The organism is Streptomyces sp. NPDC052236 (genome assembly GCF_044548015.1).
Lineage (GTDB): Bacteria > Actinomycetota > Actinomycetes > Streptomycetales > Streptomycetaceae > Streptomyces.
Map to the genome: position 1 here is coordinate 65,062 of NZ_JBIUBL010000033.1, position 19,412 is coordinate 84,473.

Here is a 19,412-nt window from a genome sequence, read left to right on the forward strand (position 1 = left end):
GGGTGCGCCTGCGGCCGGCTTTCCCCACCCCGCCCTTTCCCGAACTGGGGGCTCCGCCCCCAGACCCTCCCCCTACGCCTAGCGGCGTGGGTGGGGGTCCCCCCAGGCCCTTTGGGCCGAGGGGGCGTGCCCCCAGCGCCTCAATCGCCGGCGGGGCTGGTTTCCCAGCCCGTCCGGCGTTTGAGGACACGGCCGAAGCCGTACTGGGCTCAGAAGAGACCGTTCCCCGCAGCGCGCGGGAACGTGCGCGCTGGTCCAGCGGCGGCCCATGCCCAGCCAGCCGGTGACGATCGCCACCGGCCCGAGCACGATCCCCAGCACAAAGAATCCGGCGATCGCGCAGACCAGGCCGATGATGCCGGGCGTCGCGCGGTCCGGCCCGCTCCGAGACCCCATCCGGCCACGTGAGCGGGGGTGCCCGCGCGTACGCGGGACTCGGCACCGGGTACCCCGCTTCAGCTCTCCCAGACCTTGAAGGCCCTGATTCGGTACGGAGATTGAGGAACCCAGGTGCCGCTGCCCGGATAGGTCTCGAACTCGCCTGTCTCCGCACACTCGTTGGACTGATACGTGGTGACGGGTCGTCCGGTCCTGTTGGCGAGCGCCTGTGCCGAGGTGCCGGGCGGCAGCGGCACGCAGCTGTCGATGTCGATCTCCGTGCCGGTGCCGGAGAGCTCATGGGTCTGGCGGGCGCCCTGGAAGTCGCCCTTCTCCCAGAGGCAGAGCTCTCCCACGGCGCATTCCCCAAGGGAGTCGGCGGGCGCGGCCGTGGCGGTCTGGGGCAGGAGTACTGCCGCGACCAGGACTGTGGCCGTGGTCGCGGCCGTGACGATTTTACGCATATCGGTCAATCCCCCGTGTCGTACTGATCACTTGACCGCACCCTGAACCGCTGCCGCACGATCATGGAAGGGGCTCCGGGGCATGTCACCCGGATAGGGGACGCGTAAGTGGCCGCCACAGGGCGGAGCGTACGGCCAACGCTCACGGAAGGTGACCGGTTCCCCCAAGTTCCGGCTCGAAATCACCCCCGACGCGTGATCTCCCTCACGGTCTTCGCTGGGCCGCTCGCCCGTCTCCTAGGGTGGCCCGCAGTGACTTCCTTCGACTCCTCCCCCACCCTCACCGTCTGGCGTGCCCTGCTCGCCCTCGCGGTCGTGTTCGTGATGCTCGCGACCAGCGGCTGGACCGCCGTACGGAATCAGGGCGGCCCGCGCGACGCGCTCGCCATCGAGCTCGCCGCCTGGAAGAAAACCCGCATCGGCGCGCGCGAGCTGCCCCGCGCGGACTCCCCGCCGCAGCGGCTCACCGCGTTCTTCGGCTCCCTCACCGCCACCCAGCGGACCCGTCTCGCCGACCGATACCCGCTCGTCGTCGGCAATCTCAACGGCGCGCCAGTCACCCTCCGCTACCGCGCCAACCGCCAATCCCTCGCGAAATCGCTCCAGTTGGAGCGCGATCGGGTGGGCAATCCCAACCTCAACGCGGACGGCCACCGCGAGGCCGTCCGCCGTATGAACCGCTTTGAGGCGCTCATGAGCGCCGAACGGCAGATCCTCGCCTTCGATCCGTCCGGCCCCGGCAAGATCGCCGAGGTCCTCGGCGACCTCGAACGCGCCCAGCGGGTCTCGGTGATCGTCCCCGGCGTCGACACCAATCTGCTCACGTTCCAGCGCACCGCCCGCAAGTACTCCGCGCCGGTCGGCATGGCCGAGTCCCTGTACGCCGCCGAGCGGGCCGCCTCGCCCCGTGTCCGTACCGCCGTCATCGCCTGGGCCGACTACACCGCGCCCGTCGGCGTCGGCATCGACTCGGCCATCGGCCGGCTCGCCGAGAGCGGCGCGGTACGGCTGACCGCGCTCACCGGCGCGCTGCCGGGCGACTCGCGCGTGGCGCTGTTCTGCCACAGCTACGGCTCCGTGGTGTGCGGGGTCGCCGCCCGGCACCTGCCCGAGCGGGTGGGCGACATAGCGGTGGCGGGCTCCCCCGGGATGCGCGCCGAGAACGTCGCCGGGCTGCGCTCGCAGGCCCGCGTGTGGGCCATGCGGGACAGCGACGACTGGATCCAGGGCGTGCCGCACCTCAAGGTCGGCGGGCTCGGGCACGGCGAGGACCCGGTGACGCCGGAGTTCGGGGCGCGGGTGATGTCGGCGGCCGGGGCGGTCGGACACGCCGGTTATTTCGAGCCGGGCACGGAGAGCGTCTCGAACTTCGCCGAGATAGGCGTCGGCTCGTACAGCGGCGTGACATGCGCGGGCGACGACGACACCTGCCGTAGCGGCATTTACGGCGAGGACGCGTAACTCCACGCACGGACGCGCGTAGAGGGCGGTGCGCCGAGGCGGGCGGCAAGGGGCGCGAAAGGGGCGACGCGCGGACGTACGCCACATACGATGTGGCGTATGGGTGATGTGCTGGCTGGGATTCAAGCCACCTGGGAGTTCGAGTCCGACTCCGTGCTCATCCGCTTCGCACGGGGGATACGCACGCCGAAGCTCTTCCAGGCGCTGCGGGAGCGCCGTATCCCGCACGAGGCGTTGACGTCGGTGACGCTCTCCGAGGGCAGGCGCGGCACGGTGGTACTGCATGCCGTGCCGAGATCTGGCGCGGATCCGCTGATGGAAGCGGCGGCAGGGCAGCTGAAGGAAAGCTGCGATCCGTACCGGCTGGTGCTGCCCGCGGAGCGCGAGACGCTCGCCGAGTACTACGCCGACGAGCTGCGCGAGCGGCTGCCACCGCCGCACGCGGCGAAGGAGCCCGCCGAACGCTTCCTGGTCGCGGCGCCGGAAGGGCCGCTGCACTTCAAGGCGTACGACGCGAAGGCGTCCTTCGACGGGGAGCGGGTCGCCTTCCGCTGGTCGTGGACGGGGGCGTCCTCCGCGAAGTGGAAGGCGGGCGACCAGACCTTCCCGGTGGGTTCGCTGTGCGGCGTCGAATGGCGGTCCCCCGAGGCGCTCGACGGCTATCTGCGTCTGCTGGAACGGGACGGCGACGGCACGGACCGGCCCGCCCAGGCGGACAAGGACCCGGCGACGGTGGCCTTCGGGCTCGGTTACGGGCCGGTACACGAGTCGCTGCCGTTCGCGGCGGCGGTGCTTGCGGCGGTACGGGAGCGGGGGGCCAACGCGGTCCGGGTGGTCGCGGGGCGCCGGGATCCGGCGGACATCGCGGAGCGGATTCGGCACCTGGGGGAGCTGCACGCGTCGGGGCTTGTGACGGACGACGAGTACCGGGCGAAGAAGGCGGAGTTGCTGGCGGAGCTGTAGCGGGGGCGAGGCGGGGCGGCGACCCCGCACACCACGGAGCGGTCCACGGGGACGTGCCCGGCTGCTGGACCTGATGAACTGGTACCCGGCGTACGGCGTCCCGGGCATATCGCACCGGGCGCGGTCCGCGTACGGGCGAGACGTACGGGCGAGACGTACGGGCGTACGCCAGGCACGGGCCGTCACGGCGCCTACCTGGCGTACGGACCGCCTGCCGCCCCCGGCTACTCCCGCGCCGCCGACGTCGTCGACATGTCCGGATACCTGTCCCCCGCCACCAGCCCCGCGATCGGCTCCAGCAGCTCCAGTTCCTCGCCGCTCAGCGTCAGCCGCGTCGCCCCGACGTTCTCCAGCAGCCTGCTGGTCTTGCGCGTCCCCGGGATCGGGACCACCGCGAGCCCGTGCACCTGCGCCCGCTGCTGCACCCACGCCAGCGCGACCTGCGCCGCCGTCGCGCCGTGCGCCGCCGCGATCTCGCGGACCGGCTCCAGCAGCGCCGCATTGGTCTTGGCGTTGTCGCCGGTGAACCTCGGCTGGTACTTCCGGAAGTCGCCCGCCGGCAGGTCCTTGCCCGCGTCCGCGAACGCCCCGGTCAGAAAGCCGCGCCCGAGCGGCGAGTACGGCACGAAAGCCACCCCGAGCTCCGCCGCCGCGCCCACCGCGCTGTGCTCCACGTCCCTGCTGAACAGCGACCACTCCGACTGGAGCGCCGCGATCGGGTGCACGGCGTGCGCCTCGCGCAGCTCGGCGCCCGTCATCTCGCTGAGCCCCAGGTGCTTGACGAGGCCCCGCTCCACCAGTTCGGCCATCGCGCCGACGGACTCGGCGAGCGGTACGAGCGGGTCGCGGCGGTGCATGTAGTACAGGTCGATGACGTCGGTCTTCAGCCGCCGCAGGCTCGCCTCGATGGCCTGGCGGATATACGCGGGATCGTTGCGGATGCCCCGGTGGTGCGGGTCGTCGGTCCGCTCCATGGCGAACTTCGTGGCGAGCGTGATCTCGTCGCGGTGCGCGCCGACGAAGGGCGCGAGGAACTCCTCGTTGGCCCCCCGCCCGTACATATCGGCGGTGTCGAAGAGTGTGACGCCCGCCTCCAGCGCGGCCTCCAGGGTGTCCCGGGCGGCGGCCAGGTCTGTCTCTCCGTAGAACTCGCTCATGCCCATGCAGCCCAGTCCCTGGACGCTGACCAGCGGTCCGCCGGTCCCGAGCCGCACCTGTGCGATCTTGCTGTTGCTCATCAGGGTTCAGACCCTCTCTGACGCCCGCCGGGCGTCTGTGCTGGTTGCGTAGTACTCGATCTTGTGGTCCAGCACCGCGAGCGTGTCCTGGAGCTCCGCGATACGCGATCGCACATCGCGCCGCGTCTGCTTCAGCAGCTCCTGGCGTGCCTCGAAGGTGTGCTCGCCCGCCCGCACCATTTCGGCGTAGCGGACCATGTCCGCGACCGGCATCCCCGTGAGGCGCAGCTTGCCGACGAAGCGCAGCCAGCTCAGGTCGCGGTTGGTGAAGCGCCGCTGGCCGGTGTGGGAACGGTCGACATGCGGCATCAGGCCGATCCGCTCGTACCAGCGAAGGGTGTGCGCGGTGAGCCCGGTGAGGGCGGCGACCTCGCTGATCGTGTAGCGGTCCTGGCCATCGGGGCGTGGATACGCCGGCGGAGCCGTGCAGCTTTCCGTCCGTGCGGGCTCGGACCTGCTCCTGCTCCGGCTTCCGATCCTGTTTCCGTTCTTGCTTCCGTTCTTGCTTCCGCTCTCGATCAGCGCCATGACCTCCACGCTAGAACCTTGGAGTGCACTCCAAGCAAGCGATACCTGGTGGCATTTTCCACACGCCCCTGGTTAGCCTCGGCCGCATGAGCCTCGCCCGTCGCGCGACCCCCGCCGACGCCGAAGAACTGGTCCGCCTCCGCAAGGTGATGCTCGACGCGTGCAAGGGCCCGGATCCCGATGTCAGCTGGCAGCCGACCACCGTCGAGATCCTCCGCAAGCGGCTCGCCGACCCGGACGGCGACCTGGCCGCCTTTGTCGTGGACCGGCCCGGCGGTGGGGGTCCGGGAGCATGCGCGGTGGGCACGATCGAACACCGGCTCGGCTCCCCCGGCAATCCCACGGGCACGAGCGGCTATGTCTTCAGCGTCGCGACCCACCCGGACCAGCGCCGCCTCGGCCACTCCCGCGCCTGCATGGAGGCGCTGCTCGACTGGTTCCGCGAGCGCGGCGTCGTCCGGATCGACCTGAGCGCGTCCGCCGACGCCGAGCAGCTGTACGCCTCACTCGGCTTCGCCCGCAGCCCCGACCCGGCGATGCGGCTCACACTGGAGGCCCTTTAGGCTCGTGCGCATGCAACCCATGCGCAGCCTGGCGATGACCGAGAACTGGCCGGTACCGAACGCGGCGGCCGCCGTCGTACGAGCGGACGGCACGGTCGCCGGTTCGTACGGCCCGGTCTCGCGGCGTTTCCCGCTGGCGTCGATCACCAAGCCGCTCGCGGCGTACGCGGTGCTCGTGGCGTACGAGGAGGGGGCGATCGAACTGGACGAGCCGGCCGGCCCCGACGGCTCCACCGTCCGTCATCTGCTCGCCCACACCTCGGGCCTGGCCTTCGACGAGCACCGCGTGACGGCCGCGCCGGGCACGCGCCGGCTGTACTCCAACGCGGGCTTCGAGGTGCTCGGCGACCACATCGCCAAGGCGACGGAGATCCCGTTCGCGGACTATGTGAGCCAGGCGGTGCTGGAGCCGCTGGGGATGACGGCGACGACCGTGGACGGCTCCCCGGCGAAGGACGGCGTCTCGACGGTCGAGGACCTGATCCGCTTCGCCGCGGAGGTGCAGTCCCCGCGGCTGCTGGACGCGCGGACGGTGAGCGAGGCGATGACGGTCGTCCACCCCGGTCTTTCGGGCATCCTCCCCGGCTACGGCCACCAGAAGCCGAACGACTGGGGTCTGGGCTTCGAGATCCGGGACGGCAAGTCCCCGCACTGGACGGGCGTTTCTTCCTCTGCGCGTACGTTCGGTCACTTCGGGCAGGCGGGCACGTTCCTGTGGATCGACCCGGAGGCGGGGGCGGCGTGCGTGGCGCTGACGGACCGGGCGTTCGGGCCGTGGGCGGTGGAGGCGTGGCCGGTGTTCACGGACGCGGTGCTGGCGGAGCTCGCCGGCTCAGCGAGGTAGCGCTCCTCCGCTCCTCCGCTCCTCCGCTCCTCCGCTCCTCCTCACAGCTCCCAGATCAGCACTTCCGCGGCGGTCCCGGCAACGAGCTCCGCGTCCTTGGCATCCGCGAGGCGCGCCGAGTCGCCCGGCCCCAACTCCGCGTCGCCGCATCGCACTTCGCCGCGCACCACGTGGACGTACACCCGGGGCGCGTCGGGCACGGCGGTGCGCTCGCCGGGGGCGAGGCGGCGGACGTGGAGCAGCGCGCCCGCCTGCGGGAGGGCGTACGGCGTCGAGTCCGCGATGCCGCGCACGATCTCGTACGAGGGTGAGCCGCCCGGCGCCAGGGGCGCGAGCCACATCTGGACGAAGGCGAGCGGCACGTCCGCGTCGTTGCGCTCCACATGCCGTACGCCGCCGCCCGAGCTGAGCCGCTGGACGTCACCGGGCCGCACCACTGTGGCGTGACCCGCGGAGTCGCGGTGGGTGAGCTCGCCCTCGATGACCCAGGTGACGATCTCGGTGTGGCTGTGCGGGTGCTCTTCGAAACCCGCGCCGGGTTGGAGACGCTCCTCGTTGCAGGCGAGCAGCGGGCCGAAGCGGAGGTTGTCCGGGTCGTAGAAGCGCCCGAAGGAGAAGGCGTGCAGGGACTCGATACCGGAGGCGGGGTCCCCGCCGCGGTAGCGGTCGGCGGAGCGCCGTACGTCAGTCACGGGCCCCACGGTAGCCCTGTGGCGGTGGCCTGAGTCCGTGCGGTGCGGGGTTCGCCTGCCGGCCTGTTCCCGACCCCGCCCCATCCCGTAACCAAGGGGCTTCGCCCCCCCCTGGACCCCCGTACCGCCCTTCGGGCGGTGTCCTCAATCGCCGGACGGGCTCCACAGGAGCCCCCAGGTACGGGACCCGGGACCCGCCACTCCGGTCACCCGTCCCGATAAGGCAGTCTTGTCCCGTGCCCGAACCAGCGAATCCCGCCCACCCGCATACCGCGACCCTGCGCCGCCTGGAGAAGTCCTCCGGCCGCCTCGCCGCGAACGCCATCGCACGCATGGACGAGACGCTGCCCTGGTACCGGGCCATGCCCCCGGAGAACCGTTCCTGGATCGGCCTGGTCGCCCAAGCGGGCATCGCCGCGTTCACCGAGTGGTTCCGGCACCCCGAGACCCCGCAGGCCATCTCCACCGACGTCTTCGGGACCGCTCCGCGCGAGCTGACCCGGGCCATCACCCTGCGCCAGACCGTCGAGATGGTCCGTACCACCATCGAGGTCATGGAGACCGCGATCGAAGAGGTCGCCGCCCCCGGCGACGAATCGGTCCTGCGCGAGGCGCTGCTCGTCTACGCCCGGGAGATCGCCTTCGCGACCGCCCAGGTGTACGCGCAGGCCGCCGAGGCCCGCGGCGCGTGGGACGCCCGTCTGGAGTCCCTCGTCGTCAACGCCGTCCTCTCCGGCGAGGCCGACGAGGGCGCCGTCTCCCGCGCCTCCGCGCTCGGCTGGAACTCCCCCGAGCACGTCTGCGTCATCCTCGGCACCGCCCCCGAGGGCGACAGCGAACTCACCGTCGAGGCCATCCGCCGCGCCGCCCGGCACGCCAAGCTCCAGGTCCTCACCGGAGTGCTCGGCGACCGGCTCGTCGTCATCGCGGGCGGCAGCGACAACCCGCTCCAGGTCGCGAAGTCGCTGATCGGCCCGTACGCGGCAGGCCCCGTCGTCGCGGGACCCGTCGTCCCCGACCTCCTCGCCGCCACCAGGTCCGCGCAGGCCGCCGCCGCCGGCGTCAAGTCGTGTTCCGCCTGGCAGGACGCGCCGCGCCCGGTGCTCGCCGACGATCTGCTCCCCGAGCGCGCGATCGCCTCCGACCCCGCCGCGCGCGAGCAGCTGGTGGAGGAGATCTACAGACCGCTGGAAGAGGCGGGCTCGGCGCTGCTGGAAACTCTGAGTGTCTATCTCGAGCAGGCGAGCAGTCTCGAAGGCGCGGCCAGGATGCTCTTCGTTCACCCCAATACCGTGCGCTACCGGCTGCGACGTGTGACAGATGTCACCGGATGGTCACCCTCCGATGTACGCTCCGCGTTCACACTGCGGATCGCGCTCATCCTGGGGCGCCTCGCCGCTGGAGATGCCCAGTCCTAGACTTTTGTCGAACACCAACAATTCCCCTGACAGTTCTTCGTCCCTGTCCCCACGGGCGGTCAGGGCGGTAATCGAGAGAGAGTGTGAGAGTGCTCGTACTCGTCGCTCCCGGCCAAGGCGCCCAGACGCCCGGCTTTCTGTCTCCCTGGCTCGAACTCCCCGGCGCCGCCGACCGCATCGCGGCGTGGTCCGGGGCCATCGGTCTTGACCTCGCCCACTACGGAACGAAAGCGGACGCGGACGAGATCCGCGACACCTCCGTGGCGCAGCCGCTGCTCGTCGCCGCCGGTCTGCTGTCGGTCGCCGCGCTGGGTGATGTCACGCCCGGAGCCGTCGCGGGCCACAGCGTCGGCGAGATCACCGCGGCCGTGTTCGCGGGCGTCCTCGACGACACCGCCGCGCTCGGTTTCGTACGTACACGGGGCCTGGCGATGGCCGATGCCGCCGACGTCTCCGAGACCGGCATGTCCGCGGTCCTCGGCGGCGACCCCGAGCAGGTCCTCGCGCATCTCGACAGGCTCGGTCTGACCGCGGCGAATGTGAACGGCGCCGGCCAGATCGTCGCCGCGGGCACCGCGGAGCAGCTCGCCGCGCTGGCCGAGGACAGGCCGGAGAAGGCCCGCGTCATCGCCCTGAAGGTGGCCGGCGCGTTCCACACGACCCATATGGCTCCCGCAGTCGCGACGCTACGGGAGGCCGCGGCGCACCTGACGGTCGCCGATCCCACCCTTCCGTACGTCTCGAACAAGGACGGACAGATGGTCACCAGCGGCGCGGAGGTCATCTCGCGGCTGGTGGGCCAGATCGCCAACCCGGTCCGCTGGGACCTGTGCATGGAGACCTTCAAGGAGCAGGGTGTCACCGCGCTGATCGAGGTCTGCCCGGGCGGCACGCTCACGGGAATCGCCAAGCGCGCTCTGCCGGGGGTCCGGACGGTCGCGCTGAAGACGCCCGACAACCTGGAGGCGGCCCGCGCGCTCATCGCCGAGCACGCGGAGTCGGCAGCCTGACGTCGGCCCTGACGCCGGCGTCGGGCTGACCGGTCTGACGCCGAGGCGAGACCCCGGACACCACCCGACCGCCGCCCGACGCGACCGACGCAGCCCGAGAAGGAGCCGTAGAGCATGTCGAAGATCAAGCCCAGCCAGGGCGCCCCGTACGCGCGCATCATGGGCGTGGGCGGCTACCGTCCGGTCCGGGTGGTGCCGAACGAGGTGATCCTCGAAACGATCGACTCTTCCGACGAGTGGATCCGCTCGCGCTCCGGCATCGCGACCCGCCATTGGGCCTCTCCCGACGAGACGGTGGCCGCGATGTCCGTGGAGGCGGCCGGCAAGGCGATCGCCGACGCGGGGCTGACCCCGCAGCAGATCGGCGGCGTGATCGTCTCCACCGTCTCGCACTTCAAGCAGACCCCGGCGATCGCCACGGAGATCGCGGACAGGATCGGCGCGATCAAGCCGGCGGCGTTCGACATCTCGGCGGGGTGCGCGGGCTTCGGCTACGGCCTCACCCTCGCCAAGGGCATGGTCGTCGAGGGCTCCGCGGAGTACGTCCTTGTCATCGGCGTCGAGCGGCTGAGCGACCTCACCGACCTGACGGACCGCGCGACGGCGTTCCTGTTCGGCGACGGCGCGGGCGCGGTTGTCGTCGGCCCGTCGAAGGAGCCGATGATCGGCCCCACCGTCTGGGGTTCCGAGGGTGACAAGTCCGACACCATCAAGCAGACCGTGCCGTGGGACGACTACCGCGACGGCAGGCCTGAGAAGTTCCCCGCCATCACGCAGGAGGGCCAGGCGGTCTTCCGCTGGGCGGTCTTCGAGATGGCGAAGGTCGCCCAGCAGGCGCTCGACGCGGCCGGGATCGCCACCGAAGACCTGGACGTCTTCATTCCGCACCAGGCCAATATGCGGATCATCGACTCGATGGTGAAGACTCTGAAGCTGCCGGGCCATGTCACGGTCGCCCGTGACGTGGAAACAACCGGTAATACCTCGGCCGCCTCGATCCCGCTCGCGATGGAGCGGCTTCTGGCGACCGGGGCGGCGAAGAGCGGTGACACCGCACTCGTCATCGGCTTCGGGGCGGGTCTCGTCTACGCCGCGACGGTCGTTACCCTCCCCTAGGCACACCGGATCAACCGGACGCCCCACTGCTGTTTCCACAGCATCAACCGCATCACCGCATCAACCGCACTCACTGCCACACATCATCGAAGGAGCGCCACATGGCCGCCACCCAGGAAGAGATCCTCATCGGTCTCGCCGACATCGTGAACGAGATCGCTGGTATCCCGGTCGAGGACGTCAAGAGTGACAAGTCCTTCACCGACGACCTGGACGTCGACTCGCTGTCCATGGTCGAGGTCGTCGTCGCCGCCGAAGAGCGCTTCGACGTCAAGATCCCGGACGACGACGTGAAGAACCTCAAGACTGTCGGCGACGCGGTGGACTACATCGCCAAGCACCAGGCCTGAGCCTGAAACGCGTTTGTCGCCACCCGGCGGTGGCGCCGTAAAAGTTCAGCACCCCCTACACGTGGAGAATGAATTCCTGTGAACTCGACCAATCGCACCGTGGTCGTCACCGGTATCGGCGCAACCACACCGTTGGGTGGCGACAGCGCATCGACCTGGGAAGGGCTGTTGGCGGGCCGTTCCGGAGCCAAGGCCCTGACGGACGAGCGCTTCGCCGACCTCCCGGTCCGCATCGCCGCGACCATCGCGGTCGAGCCGAGCGAGATCCTGCCGCGCCCGCTGGCCCGCAAACTGGACCGCTCGGCCCAGTTCGCGGTGATCGCGGCCCGTGAGGCGTGGGCGGATGCCGGCTACACCGCTCCGGCGGGTACCGTGACATCAGGCGCTGACGCGCCGGGCAGCAGCGTCGCTCCGGAGCGTCTGGGCACGGTCATCGCCTCCGGCATCGGTGGCGTAACGACTCTGCTCGATCAGTACGACGTGCTCAAGGAGAAGGGCGTACGCCGCGTCTCCCCGCACACCGTTCCGATGCTCATGCCGAACAGCCCGTCCGCGAATGTCGGGCTTGAGGTGAACGCCCAGGCGGGCGTGCACACTCCGGTGTCCGCGTGCGCGTCCGGCGCGGAGGCGATCGGCTACGCGGTGGAGATGATCCGTACGGGCCGGGCCGATGTGGTCGTGGCCGGTGGCACGGAGGCGGCGATCCACCCGCTGCCGATCGCGGCGTTCGCCAACATGATGGCGATGTCGAAGAGCAACGACGCTCCGGAGAAGGCTTCGCGCCCGTACGACAAGGGCCGGGACGGCTTTGTGCTCGGCGAGGGCGCGGGTGTCGTCATCCTGGAGTCGGCGGCGCACGCGGCGAAGCGTGGCGCGCGGGTGTACTGCGAGGTGCTGGGCCAGGGCCTGTCCGCGGACAGCCACCACATCGCGCAGCCGGAGCCGACGGGTCGCGGCATCGCCACGGCGATGCAGAACCTGCTGGACTCGACGGACCTCAAGGCCTCGGAGGTCGTGCACCTGAACGCGCACGCCACGTCGACGCCGCAGGGTGACCTCGCGGAGATCAAGGCCCTGCGCAAGGTGCTGGGGGACGACCTCGACCATGTCGCGGTCTCGGCCACGAAGTCGATGACGGGTCACCTGCTGGGTGGCGCGGGCGGCATCGAGACGGTCGCGACGGTGCTGGCGCTGTACCACCGTACGGCTCCGCCGACGATCAACATCGACGAGCTGGACGAGGCGGTGGACGCGGACATCGTGCGCGGGGAGCCGCGGCAGCTGACGCAGGGCACGATCGCGGCGATCAACAACTCGTTCGGGTTCGGCGGCCACAACGTGGTACTGGCGTTCCGCACGGTCTGACCGGTGGCCCGGTCACCCGGGCAGCTGTGAGGCCCGCCCTTCCCCGGGTTACCGGGGGGGGCGGGCCTCGGTCGTGTCGGGGCGGGGTCCCGGCCGCCCACTCGGGCCGGCGGGGGCCTCCCTGCCCCCGCTCGGCGGGCGCGGGTGCCGCGGGCGTCCCCGTTCACCGGGCTGACGGGCACGTCGCCCCTCGACAGGCGGACAGGAGCCTGGCCAGAAGCTCCGGCCTTACGGAGGGGTACAGGACGCCCGCGACAGGGCACCGTCAGAGGCCCGGCGTCCCGCAGCCTCCGGAGCGGACGCATCGCACCGCGCGGCGGGCGCAGGGGCAACGGGCATGAAGCGGCCGCCCGTTTCCCGGGCGGCGGCATCGCGCCGGGCGCAAGGGCTCAGGCACGGGCACGGCACAGGCGGCAGGCGGCAGGCGGCGGCACCCACCCCCGAAGACCCCAGGCGCGCGGGTCAGACCACCTGGTGGAGCCAGCGGACCGGCGCGCCCTCGCCCGCGTATCTGAAGGGCTCCAGTTCGTCGTCCCACTGCTTGCCCAGCAGCTTCGCGACTTCCGCCTCCAGAGCCGTCTCCCCCCGCGCCGAGCGCGCCAGTGCCGCCCGCAGGCGGTCCTCCGGGATCAGGATGTCGCCGTGGATACCGGTCACCGCGTGGAAGATGCCCAGTTCGGGCGTGGCGCTGTAGCGCTCGCCCTCCGCCGCGGGTGACGGCTCCGCCGTCACCTCGAAGCGCAGCAGTTGCCAGCCGCGCAGCGCCGACGCCAGCTTCGCCGCCGTGCCCCCCTCGCCCTGCCAGGAAAATTCCGCTCTCCAGGTACCGGGCGATGCCGGCTGCCGGATCCAGTCGAGCTGGACCCGCGCACCCAGCACCCCCGCCACCGCCCATTCGACGTGCGGGCACAGCGCGCGCGGTGCGGAGTGAACGTACAAAACGCCACGTGTCGTCACCGGGACCTCCAGTGTGGGACGAGGATCGCCTTTCCCAGGGGCCTCAGTAAACAGCATCGGGAGCTAATCTCCACAAAAGGGACAACATGTGACGTGATGTAATTTACCGGAGCTGATGGGCTCGACGCCTCTGGGTCGACGGGAAAAAGCTACCGTGCATAGGTTGCCAAGGGGTGACGTAATGTCGGTCCAGGGGTCCGTACGCACCAAGCTTTCACTCGGCAGGACGTCAGCGCCGGGTGACACGAAGGGGAACTGAGGATGCGGCAGACCACCCGGACGCGCCACACGCGCCGCGCCACCGCCACCTTGGCGGCAGTCGTGCTTCTCGCCACCGGTGGCGTAGCCGGATGTGACTCCTCGTCGGATTCCGGCGGAAACGGCGCGCCCGCCACCCGCCGCCCCTCCCCCACCCCCACCCCCGCCTGGGACCGCAGCCCCGGTTCGATCGCCGCCGTCGGTGACTCCATCACCCGCGGCTTCGACGCCTGCGACGTGCTGTCCGACTGCCCGGAGGCCTCCTGGGCCACCGGTACGGACACCGAGGTGCGGAGCCTGGCCCTGCGGCTGATCGGCGCGCCCGCCGTGGCCCAGCGCAGCTGGAACCTCGCCCGTACCGGGGCCGTGGTCGCCGATCTGCCCGCGCAGATGGCGCAGGCGGCGGCCAGGAAGCCCGAGCTGGTGGCCGTGATGGTCGGCGCCAATGACGCCTGCGCGGAGACCGCCGAGCTGATGACGCCCGTCGAGGAGTTCCGGGCTTCCGTCGTCGCGTCGATGGCGCGGCTGCGGCGTACCGCGCCCAAGGCGCAGGTGTACGTGTCGAGCGTGCCGGATCTCAAGCGCCTGTGGTCCACCGGGCGCGGCAATCCGCTGGGCCGGCAGGTCTGGAAGCTGGGGCTCTGCGCCTCGATGCTGGGCGACGCGGAGGACGAATCCGCCGAGGCGGAGCAGCGGCGGGCCACGGTGCACGCGCGTGTCATCGCGTACAACGATGTGCTGAAGAGCGTCTGCGCGAAGGATCAGCGCTGCCGCTACGACGGCGGGGCGGTCTTCGCCTACCGCTTCGGCGGTGACCAGTTGAGCCGCTGGGACTGGTTCCACCCCAGCAAGGACGGGCAGGGACGGCTCGCGGAGATCGCGTACCGCAATGTCACCGCCGCCCAGCCACCCAAGTAGCTGACCCGACGGAAGGATTCCCTTGTCCCGAATACGCGCCCGCCTGGACGTACTTGGCGTCGCCGCCCTTCTCGCGGCTTCCGCCCTCACCTTCGCCGAGCCGGCCACCGCGGCCCCGCAACCGGTCACCGTCGAAGAGGCGCGGCTCGACCGGGCCGTTCCGCAGGAGATCCTGCGGCGCGGCGGATTCGACTCCGTAGCGCCGGAGTTCACGCGGGCGCTCGCCGGGACCCGGTCGTACGAGCAGGCCGAGCGGGCCGTCGTACGACACGGCGCCCGGCTGTGGGAACGGGCCGTGGACCGGGCCCAGGGGCGCGGCCCCGCGCTCGGCGATCTGAGCCGGGACGACGACCGGCCGCTGTACTGGGCGCGGCTCTCCATAACCCGCGAATTACGCCAGTGGCAGCCGCGGTTCGGCCTGACGGACCCCGCTCGGGCGCGGCTGCTCGACCGTCTGGAGCAGTCGTCCCGCGGCCAGGACTCGATGGCCTTCCCCCCAGGGATCAAGCGGATCGTGATGACGGGGTTCGACCCGTTCACGCTGGACCGCGACATCCGGATCAGCAACCCCTCGGGCGCTACGGCGCTGGCGCTGGACGGCACCGTCGTCCGTACCGCCGACGGGCCCGCCCGGATCGAGGCGGCCGTCTTCCCGGTCCGCTGGCAGGACTTCGCGGACGGCACGGTAGAGCGGACGCTGCGCCCGCAGCTGCCGAAGGCGGATCTGTTCACCACCGTGAGCCAGGGCCGGGTCGGCCGTATCGACATCGAGCGCTTCAACGCCGCCTGGCGCGGCGGTACCGGCGACAACGAGAACATCTCCAGCACCGGGATCGTGCCGGTCGCCGACCCCGCCTCGCAGCCGCAGTGGACGGCGACCACCCTCCCGTACCGGGCGATCGTGGCCGCGCCGACCGGGCCCTTCCCGGTGTACGACAACACCTCGGTCACCGAGATCCCGGCCGGCGGGACCGTGCCGGTGGTACGGCCGGAGGGGCCGACGCCCGGCTCGGCGGCGCGTGTCGGGGGCGGTGGCAACTACCTCTCCAACGAGATCGCGTACCGCGCGACGCTGCTGCGGGACCGGCTCGGGCTCGACGTCCCGGGCGGCCATGTGCACACGCCGGTGCTGCAGTTCGGGGCGGGGAACACCACGGAGATCACGGACCCGGAGTTCGTACGGAACAGGCTGGACATCATCGGCCAGGTGCGGGCCATCATCCGGGTGGCCGCGGAGGTTTCTGGCTGAGCCGCCCGCCCGGCGGACCACCCTGCGAAGCTTCAACCTCGGCGCATACGCCGGGCAGAGTGTCACCGTCAAGTTCACCGGTACGGAAGGCTCACGGCTCCAGACCTCGTTCGTCATCGATGACACGGCGCTCCACATGAGTTGATGGGCGCAACGGTCAGTCCTTGTTGAGGTTGTACGGAGACGGGGCCGCCGACGGGTCGGCCTGCGGCTCCGGCGGCTCCGGCGGCGCGACCAGGTCCCGGGCCAACAGCGTCGCGCCCGCCACCGCCCCCGGCATCAGGAACACCGCGACGAACGGCACGATGAAGGCGAGCGTCAGCGGCACACCGAAGCCGAGGACGAGCCGTCTGCGGCCCCGCAGCAGCCGGAGGCGCTCCTTCAGCTCGACGCCGCGCCGCTGGAGCGCCACCGCGGTGAGCTCCTCCGTGAGGAAGAAGCCCGAGACGCAGAAGCCGATCACGGGGACGACGGTCTGGCCGATGACCGGGATGAAGCCGAGGGCGAAGAGCAGTACGCCGTAGAGCACCACGCGCGCCAGAACCCGCAGGGAGTCACGCGCGGAGATCCACAGTTCCCGCCAGAGCGGCAGCCCGGACTCGGGGACGTCGCCGCCCTCGCTGCGGTCGACGTGCTCGGAGAGCGACTCGTAGAAGGGCTGGCCGACCAGCAGCGTCACCGCAGTGAAGGTGATTACCGCGAGGAACAGTCCGAAGGCGAAGACGAGCGCGGTGAGGAAGCCGCGGAACACGCCCTGCCAGGGCGAGGACCAGTCGTCGGCGAACGGTGTCGCCCAGGCGGTCAGGTCATCGGCGCCGTAGAAGAGGCCGACGAAGGCCGCCGCGTACAGCACGAGGGTCACCAGGCCGGGCAGCAGTCCGAAGCCGAACCACCGGCCGTGCCTGCCGACCCAGCGCTGGCCCTTCATCAAATAACCGAAGCCCACACCAAGATCATGCATACGCATACCTTATCTTTCCGGGAAGCGGTACCCGGTCGCGTGGTCAAGTGCCCCTTGTCGTTCGGCAATTGAACCGGTAGACCCTGCGTATTGATCGTTACGCCGATCCCTACGGAGTCACGTACGCATGGGCATACCTCCCAAACCCGTCCTGATCGCCACCGTGGTCCTCGCCGCCACGGCGCTGCTCGCGCCCGTCACCGCGACCGCCGCTCCTGGTCGCGACAGGCCCCAGCCCCACCCCGTACGCGAAGGAGGCGGACGCGACACCGCCGTCGCGACCAACGCGCTGCGCACCGCCGCCCCCGCCCTCCAACTGGACAAGGGCAACGGCTATCCGCGCCGTACCGTCCTCGACGCGCCGCCCGAGAACCCGGCCGACAAGTCGATCAAGCTGGGCCTCGCGCCGTACCACTCCCTCGCCCCGCGGCTCAACGCCCTGCAGCAGCTCGGCGACCGGGTCAGCGTCGAGGTCGCCGGGCGGTCCGCCGGCGGGCACGAGCTGTATCTCGTCACCGTCACCGCGCCCGAGAGCTCGCAGCAGGCACGCGACCAGGAGCGGATGCGGGAGCTGATCGAGAACTCCCCCTCCGCCGCCGCCAAGGACAAGCGCATCAAGTCCTCGTACAAGACGCCCGTCTTCATCAACAACAACATCCACGGCAATGAGTGGGAGGGCACGGACGCCGCCCTCAAGCTCATCGAGGAGCTGGCGAAGGCCAAGGACGCCTCGACCGGCAAGCTCCTCGCCCAGAACCGCGTCTATCTCAATGTGACCGCCAACCCCGACGGCCGGATCGCCGGGACCCGCGCCAATGCCAACGGCTTCGACCTCAACCGGGACTTCATCACCGGCTCCCAGCCGGAGGTCCGCGTCATGCAGCGGATCGCCATCGACAAGCAGCCCGCCGTCATGCTGGATCTGCACGGGTACGTCAACGGCACGCTCATCGAGCCGACGACACCGCCGCACGGCGAGAACTACGAGTACGACCTGTTCCTCAAGAACGCGTACGCCAACGCGCTCGGCATGGAGAAGGCGGTGAACGGCCTCGGTTACACCCCGGAGAAGGACGGCGTGCAGCCCGCCATCATCCCCTTCAGGGACGAGGCGGAGGGCTGGGACGACTGGCCGCCGATCTTCACCCCGCAGTACATGCCCTTCCAGGGCGCTGTCGCCGCGCACACCATCGAGTTCCCGATGACGGTCAACAACGAGGAGTACGACAGCCTCCCGGTCACGGAGCTGCGCCGCAGGGCCGCCATCAACACGGACATCGCGGGCGCGGCGATGCGCGCGACGCTCGACTACACGCACACGCACCGCGGCTCGGTGATCGCCGACCAGATCGAGACGTTCCGGCGGGGCGCGGCGGGTGAGGCGCAGCGGCCGGTTTCGGAGGAGACCGTGCCGGGCGTGCCCGGCATCGGGCCGGAGGACGTGTACACGACGACCTTCCCCCGCGCGTACGTCATCCCTGCGGGCGCCGGTCAGCGTTCGGCGACCGCGGCTGCCCGCCTGGTGGACCAACTGGTCGCCGGCGATGTCCGGGTGGAGCGGGCGGTTCTGCCCTTCACGCTGGCGGGGCGCCGCTACCCGGCGGGGTCGTATGTCGTGGACATGCGCCAGCCCAAGCGCGGGATGGCCAATGTGATGCTGGACGCGGGCCGGGACATCAGCGCGGACGTCTCCACGATGTATGACATCTCGGGCTGGAGCCTGGGGCTGCTGTGGGGCGCGAACGTGGACAGGGTCACGAGCGGTGACCTGCGTGTGGTGGGGCGCCCGGTCCACGCCGCCTCGCCGACCGGGTACGTCGCCCCGTTCGGGGACCTGCGGCTGCGGCTGGACGACCCGAAGGAGCTCGCCGCTCTGAACTCCCTGCTTGCGCAGGGCGTGCAGGCGCGGCGCGCGGCGGACGGCTCGGCGATCGTGCCGGGTTCGGCGCGCCGCGCGGCGTCCGTACTGGCCGACCGCTTCGGGGTCGCTTTCTCCGCCACGAAGGAGAAGGGCACGGCCACGCTGTCCCGCGTCCGGGTCGCCGCGGCCGTGACCGCCGGTGAGCTGTTCGCGCTGCGCGAGATGGGCTTCGAGGTCCAGCCGGTCTCCAACGCCGTACTCAACGCGGGCTACGACTGGTCGACGGCGGATGTGCTGTATGTGTCGGGCGGCCTGACGTACGGGACGCTGAACCCGGCCGCACGCGGCGCGCTGGACACCTTCCTCACCCAAGGCACGGTCATCGGCCTCGGCTCGCGGGGCGCGGCCTTCAACGCGGAGGCGGGGCTGCTCGCGGTGAAGCCGGTGGAGGGCAACGGGGACGCGAACGGCGTGGTCCGGGTGGACAACGCCCCTGCCGGCCCGGTCACCGGCGGCGCTCCGGCGCACACCTTCGTGTACTCGCCGATGTGGTTCACCGACCTCGGCCCGGGGGTGCGCGCCGACCAGTCGTACGGCTCCGGGAACCCGCTTGTCGCGGGGCACTGGCGGGCGTCGGAGGACGGCACGGGCGGCCCGGCGGACGCCGCGGGCAAGGCGGCTGTCGTCAGCGGTACGGCGGCGAGCGGCGCGACGGTGGTGCTGTTCGGCACGGAGCCGCTGTTCCGGGACCACCCGAAGGGGGTCTTCGCGCAGGTCGGGCGGGCACTGCTGCTGTGAGGCCGTGACGGGGCGAGGGC

18 protein-coding genes and 1 pseudogene are annotated in these 19,412 nt (G+C 71.0%); 12 read left to right on the forward strand and 7 right to left on the reverse strand.

Annotation, left to right across the window (positions count from 1 at the left end; genetic code table 11):
- Positions 1–246 precede the first annotated feature (246 nt).
- Both ACIHCQ_RS37925 and ACIHCQ_RS37930 read right to left on the reverse strand, forming a co-directional pair.
- Positions 247–396, reverse strand: a pseudogene (locus ACIHCQ_RS37925) (small hydrophobic protein); the annotation flags it as partial.
- A gap of 59 nt (positions 397–455) precedes the next feature.
- On the reverse strand, positions 456–842 hold the full coding sequence (locus ACIHCQ_RS37930; protein ID WP_399672971.1) for a peptidase inhibitor family I36 protein: 387 nt from the start codon (positions 840–842) through the stop codon (positions 456–458).
- Positions 843–1,094: 252 nt separating this feature from the next.
- Here ACIHCQ_RS37930 and ACIHCQ_RS37935 point away from each other — a divergent pair, with 252 nt between their 5' ends.
- A complete protein-coding gene (locus tag ACIHCQ_RS37935; RefSeq protein ID WP_399672973.1) occupies positions 1,095–2,303 on the forward strand; it encodes an alpha/beta hydrolase in 1,209 nt (402 codons plus the stop codon).
- Between the two features lie 99 nt (positions 2,304–2,402).
- Positions 2,403–3,266 (forward strand): DUF4429 domain-containing protein, encoded by an 864-nt coding sequence (locus ACIHCQ_RS37940; protein ID WP_399672975.1) that lies wholly within the window; start codon positions 2,403–2,405, stop codon positions 3,264–3,266.
- A 224-nt stretch (positions 3,267–3,490) separates the two neighbouring features.
- Here the strand turns inward: ACIHCQ_RS37940 and ACIHCQ_RS37945 are convergent, their stop codons facing one another.
- Positions 3,491–4,504 (reverse strand): aldo/keto reductase, encoded by a 1,014-nt coding sequence (locus ACIHCQ_RS37945; RefSeq protein ID WP_399672977.1) that lies wholly within the window; start codon positions 4,502–4,504, stop codon positions 3,491–3,493.
- 6 nt (positions 4,505–4,510) lie between these two features.
- The gene (locus ACIHCQ_RS37950; protein WP_399672979.1) at positions 4,511–5,032 is read right to left on the reverse strand and encodes a MerR family transcriptional regulator; all 522 of its coding nucleotides are present in this window, start codon (positions 5,030–5,032) and stop codon (positions 4,511–4,513) included.
- An 86-nt stretch (positions 5,033–5,118) separates the two neighbouring features.
- Here ACIHCQ_RS37950 and ACIHCQ_RS37955 point away from each other — a divergent pair, with 86 nt between their 5' ends.
- Together ACIHCQ_RS37955 and ACIHCQ_RS37960 are read left to right on the forward strand one after the other, a co-directional pair.
- Complete coding sequence (locus ACIHCQ_RS37955; RefSeq protein ID WP_399672981.1) at positions 5,119–5,595, forward strand: GNAT family N-acetyltransferase; 477 nt, start codon at positions 5,119–5,121, stop codon at positions 5,593–5,595.
- A 19-nt stretch (positions 5,596–5,614) separates the two neighbouring features.
- Positions 5,615–6,439, forward strand: coding sequence for a serine hydrolase domain-containing protein (locus ACIHCQ_RS37960; RefSeq protein WP_399673042.1), 825 nt, complete (start codon positions 5,615–5,617; stop codon positions 6,437–6,439).
- Positions 6,440–6,480: 41 nt separating this feature from the next.
- Here ACIHCQ_RS37960 and ACIHCQ_RS37965 read toward each other — a convergent pair whose 3' ends face one another.
- Positions 6,481–7,131: a pirin family protein gene (locus ACIHCQ_RS37965; RefSeq protein WP_399672983.1), complete on the reverse strand. Its 651-nt coding sequence runs from the start codon at positions 7,129–7,131 to the stop codon at positions 6,481–6,483.
- A 236-nt stretch (positions 7,132–7,367) separates the two neighbouring features.
- On the opposite strand from ACIHCQ_RS37965, the gene ACIHCQ_RS37970 reads away from it, so the two are divergent.
- From ACIHCQ_RS37970 to ACIHCQ_RS37990, 5 genes are all read left to right on the forward strand, one after another.
- Entirely contained in the window at positions 7,368–8,549 is a 1,182-nt protein-coding gene (locus ACIHCQ_RS37970; RefSeq protein ID WP_399672985.1) for a PucR family transcriptional regulator, read from the forward strand.
- A gap of 89 nt (positions 8,550–8,638) precedes the next feature.
- A complete protein-coding gene (locus tag ACIHCQ_RS37975; RefSeq protein ID WP_399672987.1) occupies positions 8,639–9,559 on the forward strand; it encodes an ACP S-malonyltransferase in 921 nt (306 codons plus the stop codon).
- A gap of 114 nt (positions 9,560–9,673) precedes the next feature.
- On the forward strand, positions 9,674–10,675 hold the full coding sequence (locus ACIHCQ_RS37980; RefSeq protein WP_399672989.1) for a ketoacyl-ACP synthase III: 1,002 nt from the start codon (positions 9,674–9,676) through the stop codon (positions 10,673–10,675).
- Between the two features lie 101 nt (positions 10,676–10,776).
- Positions 10,777–11,025 carry an acyl carrier protein gene (locus ACIHCQ_RS37985; RefSeq protein ID WP_399672991.1) on the forward strand — a complete coding sequence of 83 codons (249 nt, stop codon included), beginning with the start codon at positions 10,777–10,779 and terminating at the stop codon, positions 11,023–11,025.
- 78 nt (positions 11,026–11,103) lie between these two features.
- The gene (locus ACIHCQ_RS37990; RefSeq protein ID WP_399672993.1) at positions 11,104–12,390 is read left to right on the forward strand and encodes a beta-ketoacyl-[acyl-carrier-protein] synthase family protein; all 1,287 of its coding nucleotides are present in this window, start codon (positions 11,104–11,106) and stop codon (positions 12,388–12,390) included.
- Positions 12,391–12,852: 462 nt separating this feature from the next.
- Here ACIHCQ_RS37990 and ACIHCQ_RS37995 read toward each other — a convergent pair whose 3' ends face one another.
- Positions 12,853–13,347, reverse strand: coding sequence for a DUF3145 domain-containing protein (locus ACIHCQ_RS37995; RefSeq protein WP_399672995.1), 495 nt, complete (start codon positions 13,345–13,347; stop codon positions 12,853–12,855).
- Between the two features lie 261 nt (positions 13,348–13,608).
- Between ACIHCQ_RS37995 and ACIHCQ_RS38000 the strand changes: the two genes are divergently transcribed.
- Both ACIHCQ_RS38000 and ACIHCQ_RS38005 read left to right on the forward strand, forming a co-directional pair.
- Entirely contained in the window at positions 13,609–14,523 is a 915-nt protein-coding gene (locus tag ACIHCQ_RS38000; protein ID WP_399672997.1) for an SGNH/GDSL hydrolase family protein, read from the forward strand.
- Between the two features lie 22 nt (positions 14,524–14,545).
- The gene (locus ACIHCQ_RS38005) at positions 14,546–15,772 is read left to right on the forward strand and encodes a pyroglutamyl peptidase (RefSeq protein WP_399672999.1); all 1,227 of its coding nucleotides are present in this window, start codon (positions 14,546–14,548) and stop codon (positions 15,770–15,772) included.
- A 157-nt stretch (positions 15,773–15,929) separates the two neighbouring features.
- Here ACIHCQ_RS38005 and ACIHCQ_RS38010 read toward each other — a convergent pair whose 3' ends face one another.
- Complete coding sequence (locus ACIHCQ_RS38010) at positions 15,930–16,733, reverse strand: EI24 domain-containing protein (protein WP_399673000.1); 804 nt, start codon at positions 16,731–16,733, stop codon at positions 15,930–15,932.
- Between the two features lie 127 nt (positions 16,734–16,860).
- On the opposite strand from ACIHCQ_RS38010, the gene ACIHCQ_RS38015 reads away from it, so the two are divergent.
- Complete coding sequence (locus tag ACIHCQ_RS38015) at positions 16,861–19,392, forward strand: M14 family zinc carboxypeptidase (RefSeq protein WP_399673002.1); 2,532 nt, start codon at positions 16,861–16,863, stop codon at positions 19,390–19,392.
- Positions 19,393–19,412: the final 20 nt, after the last annotated feature.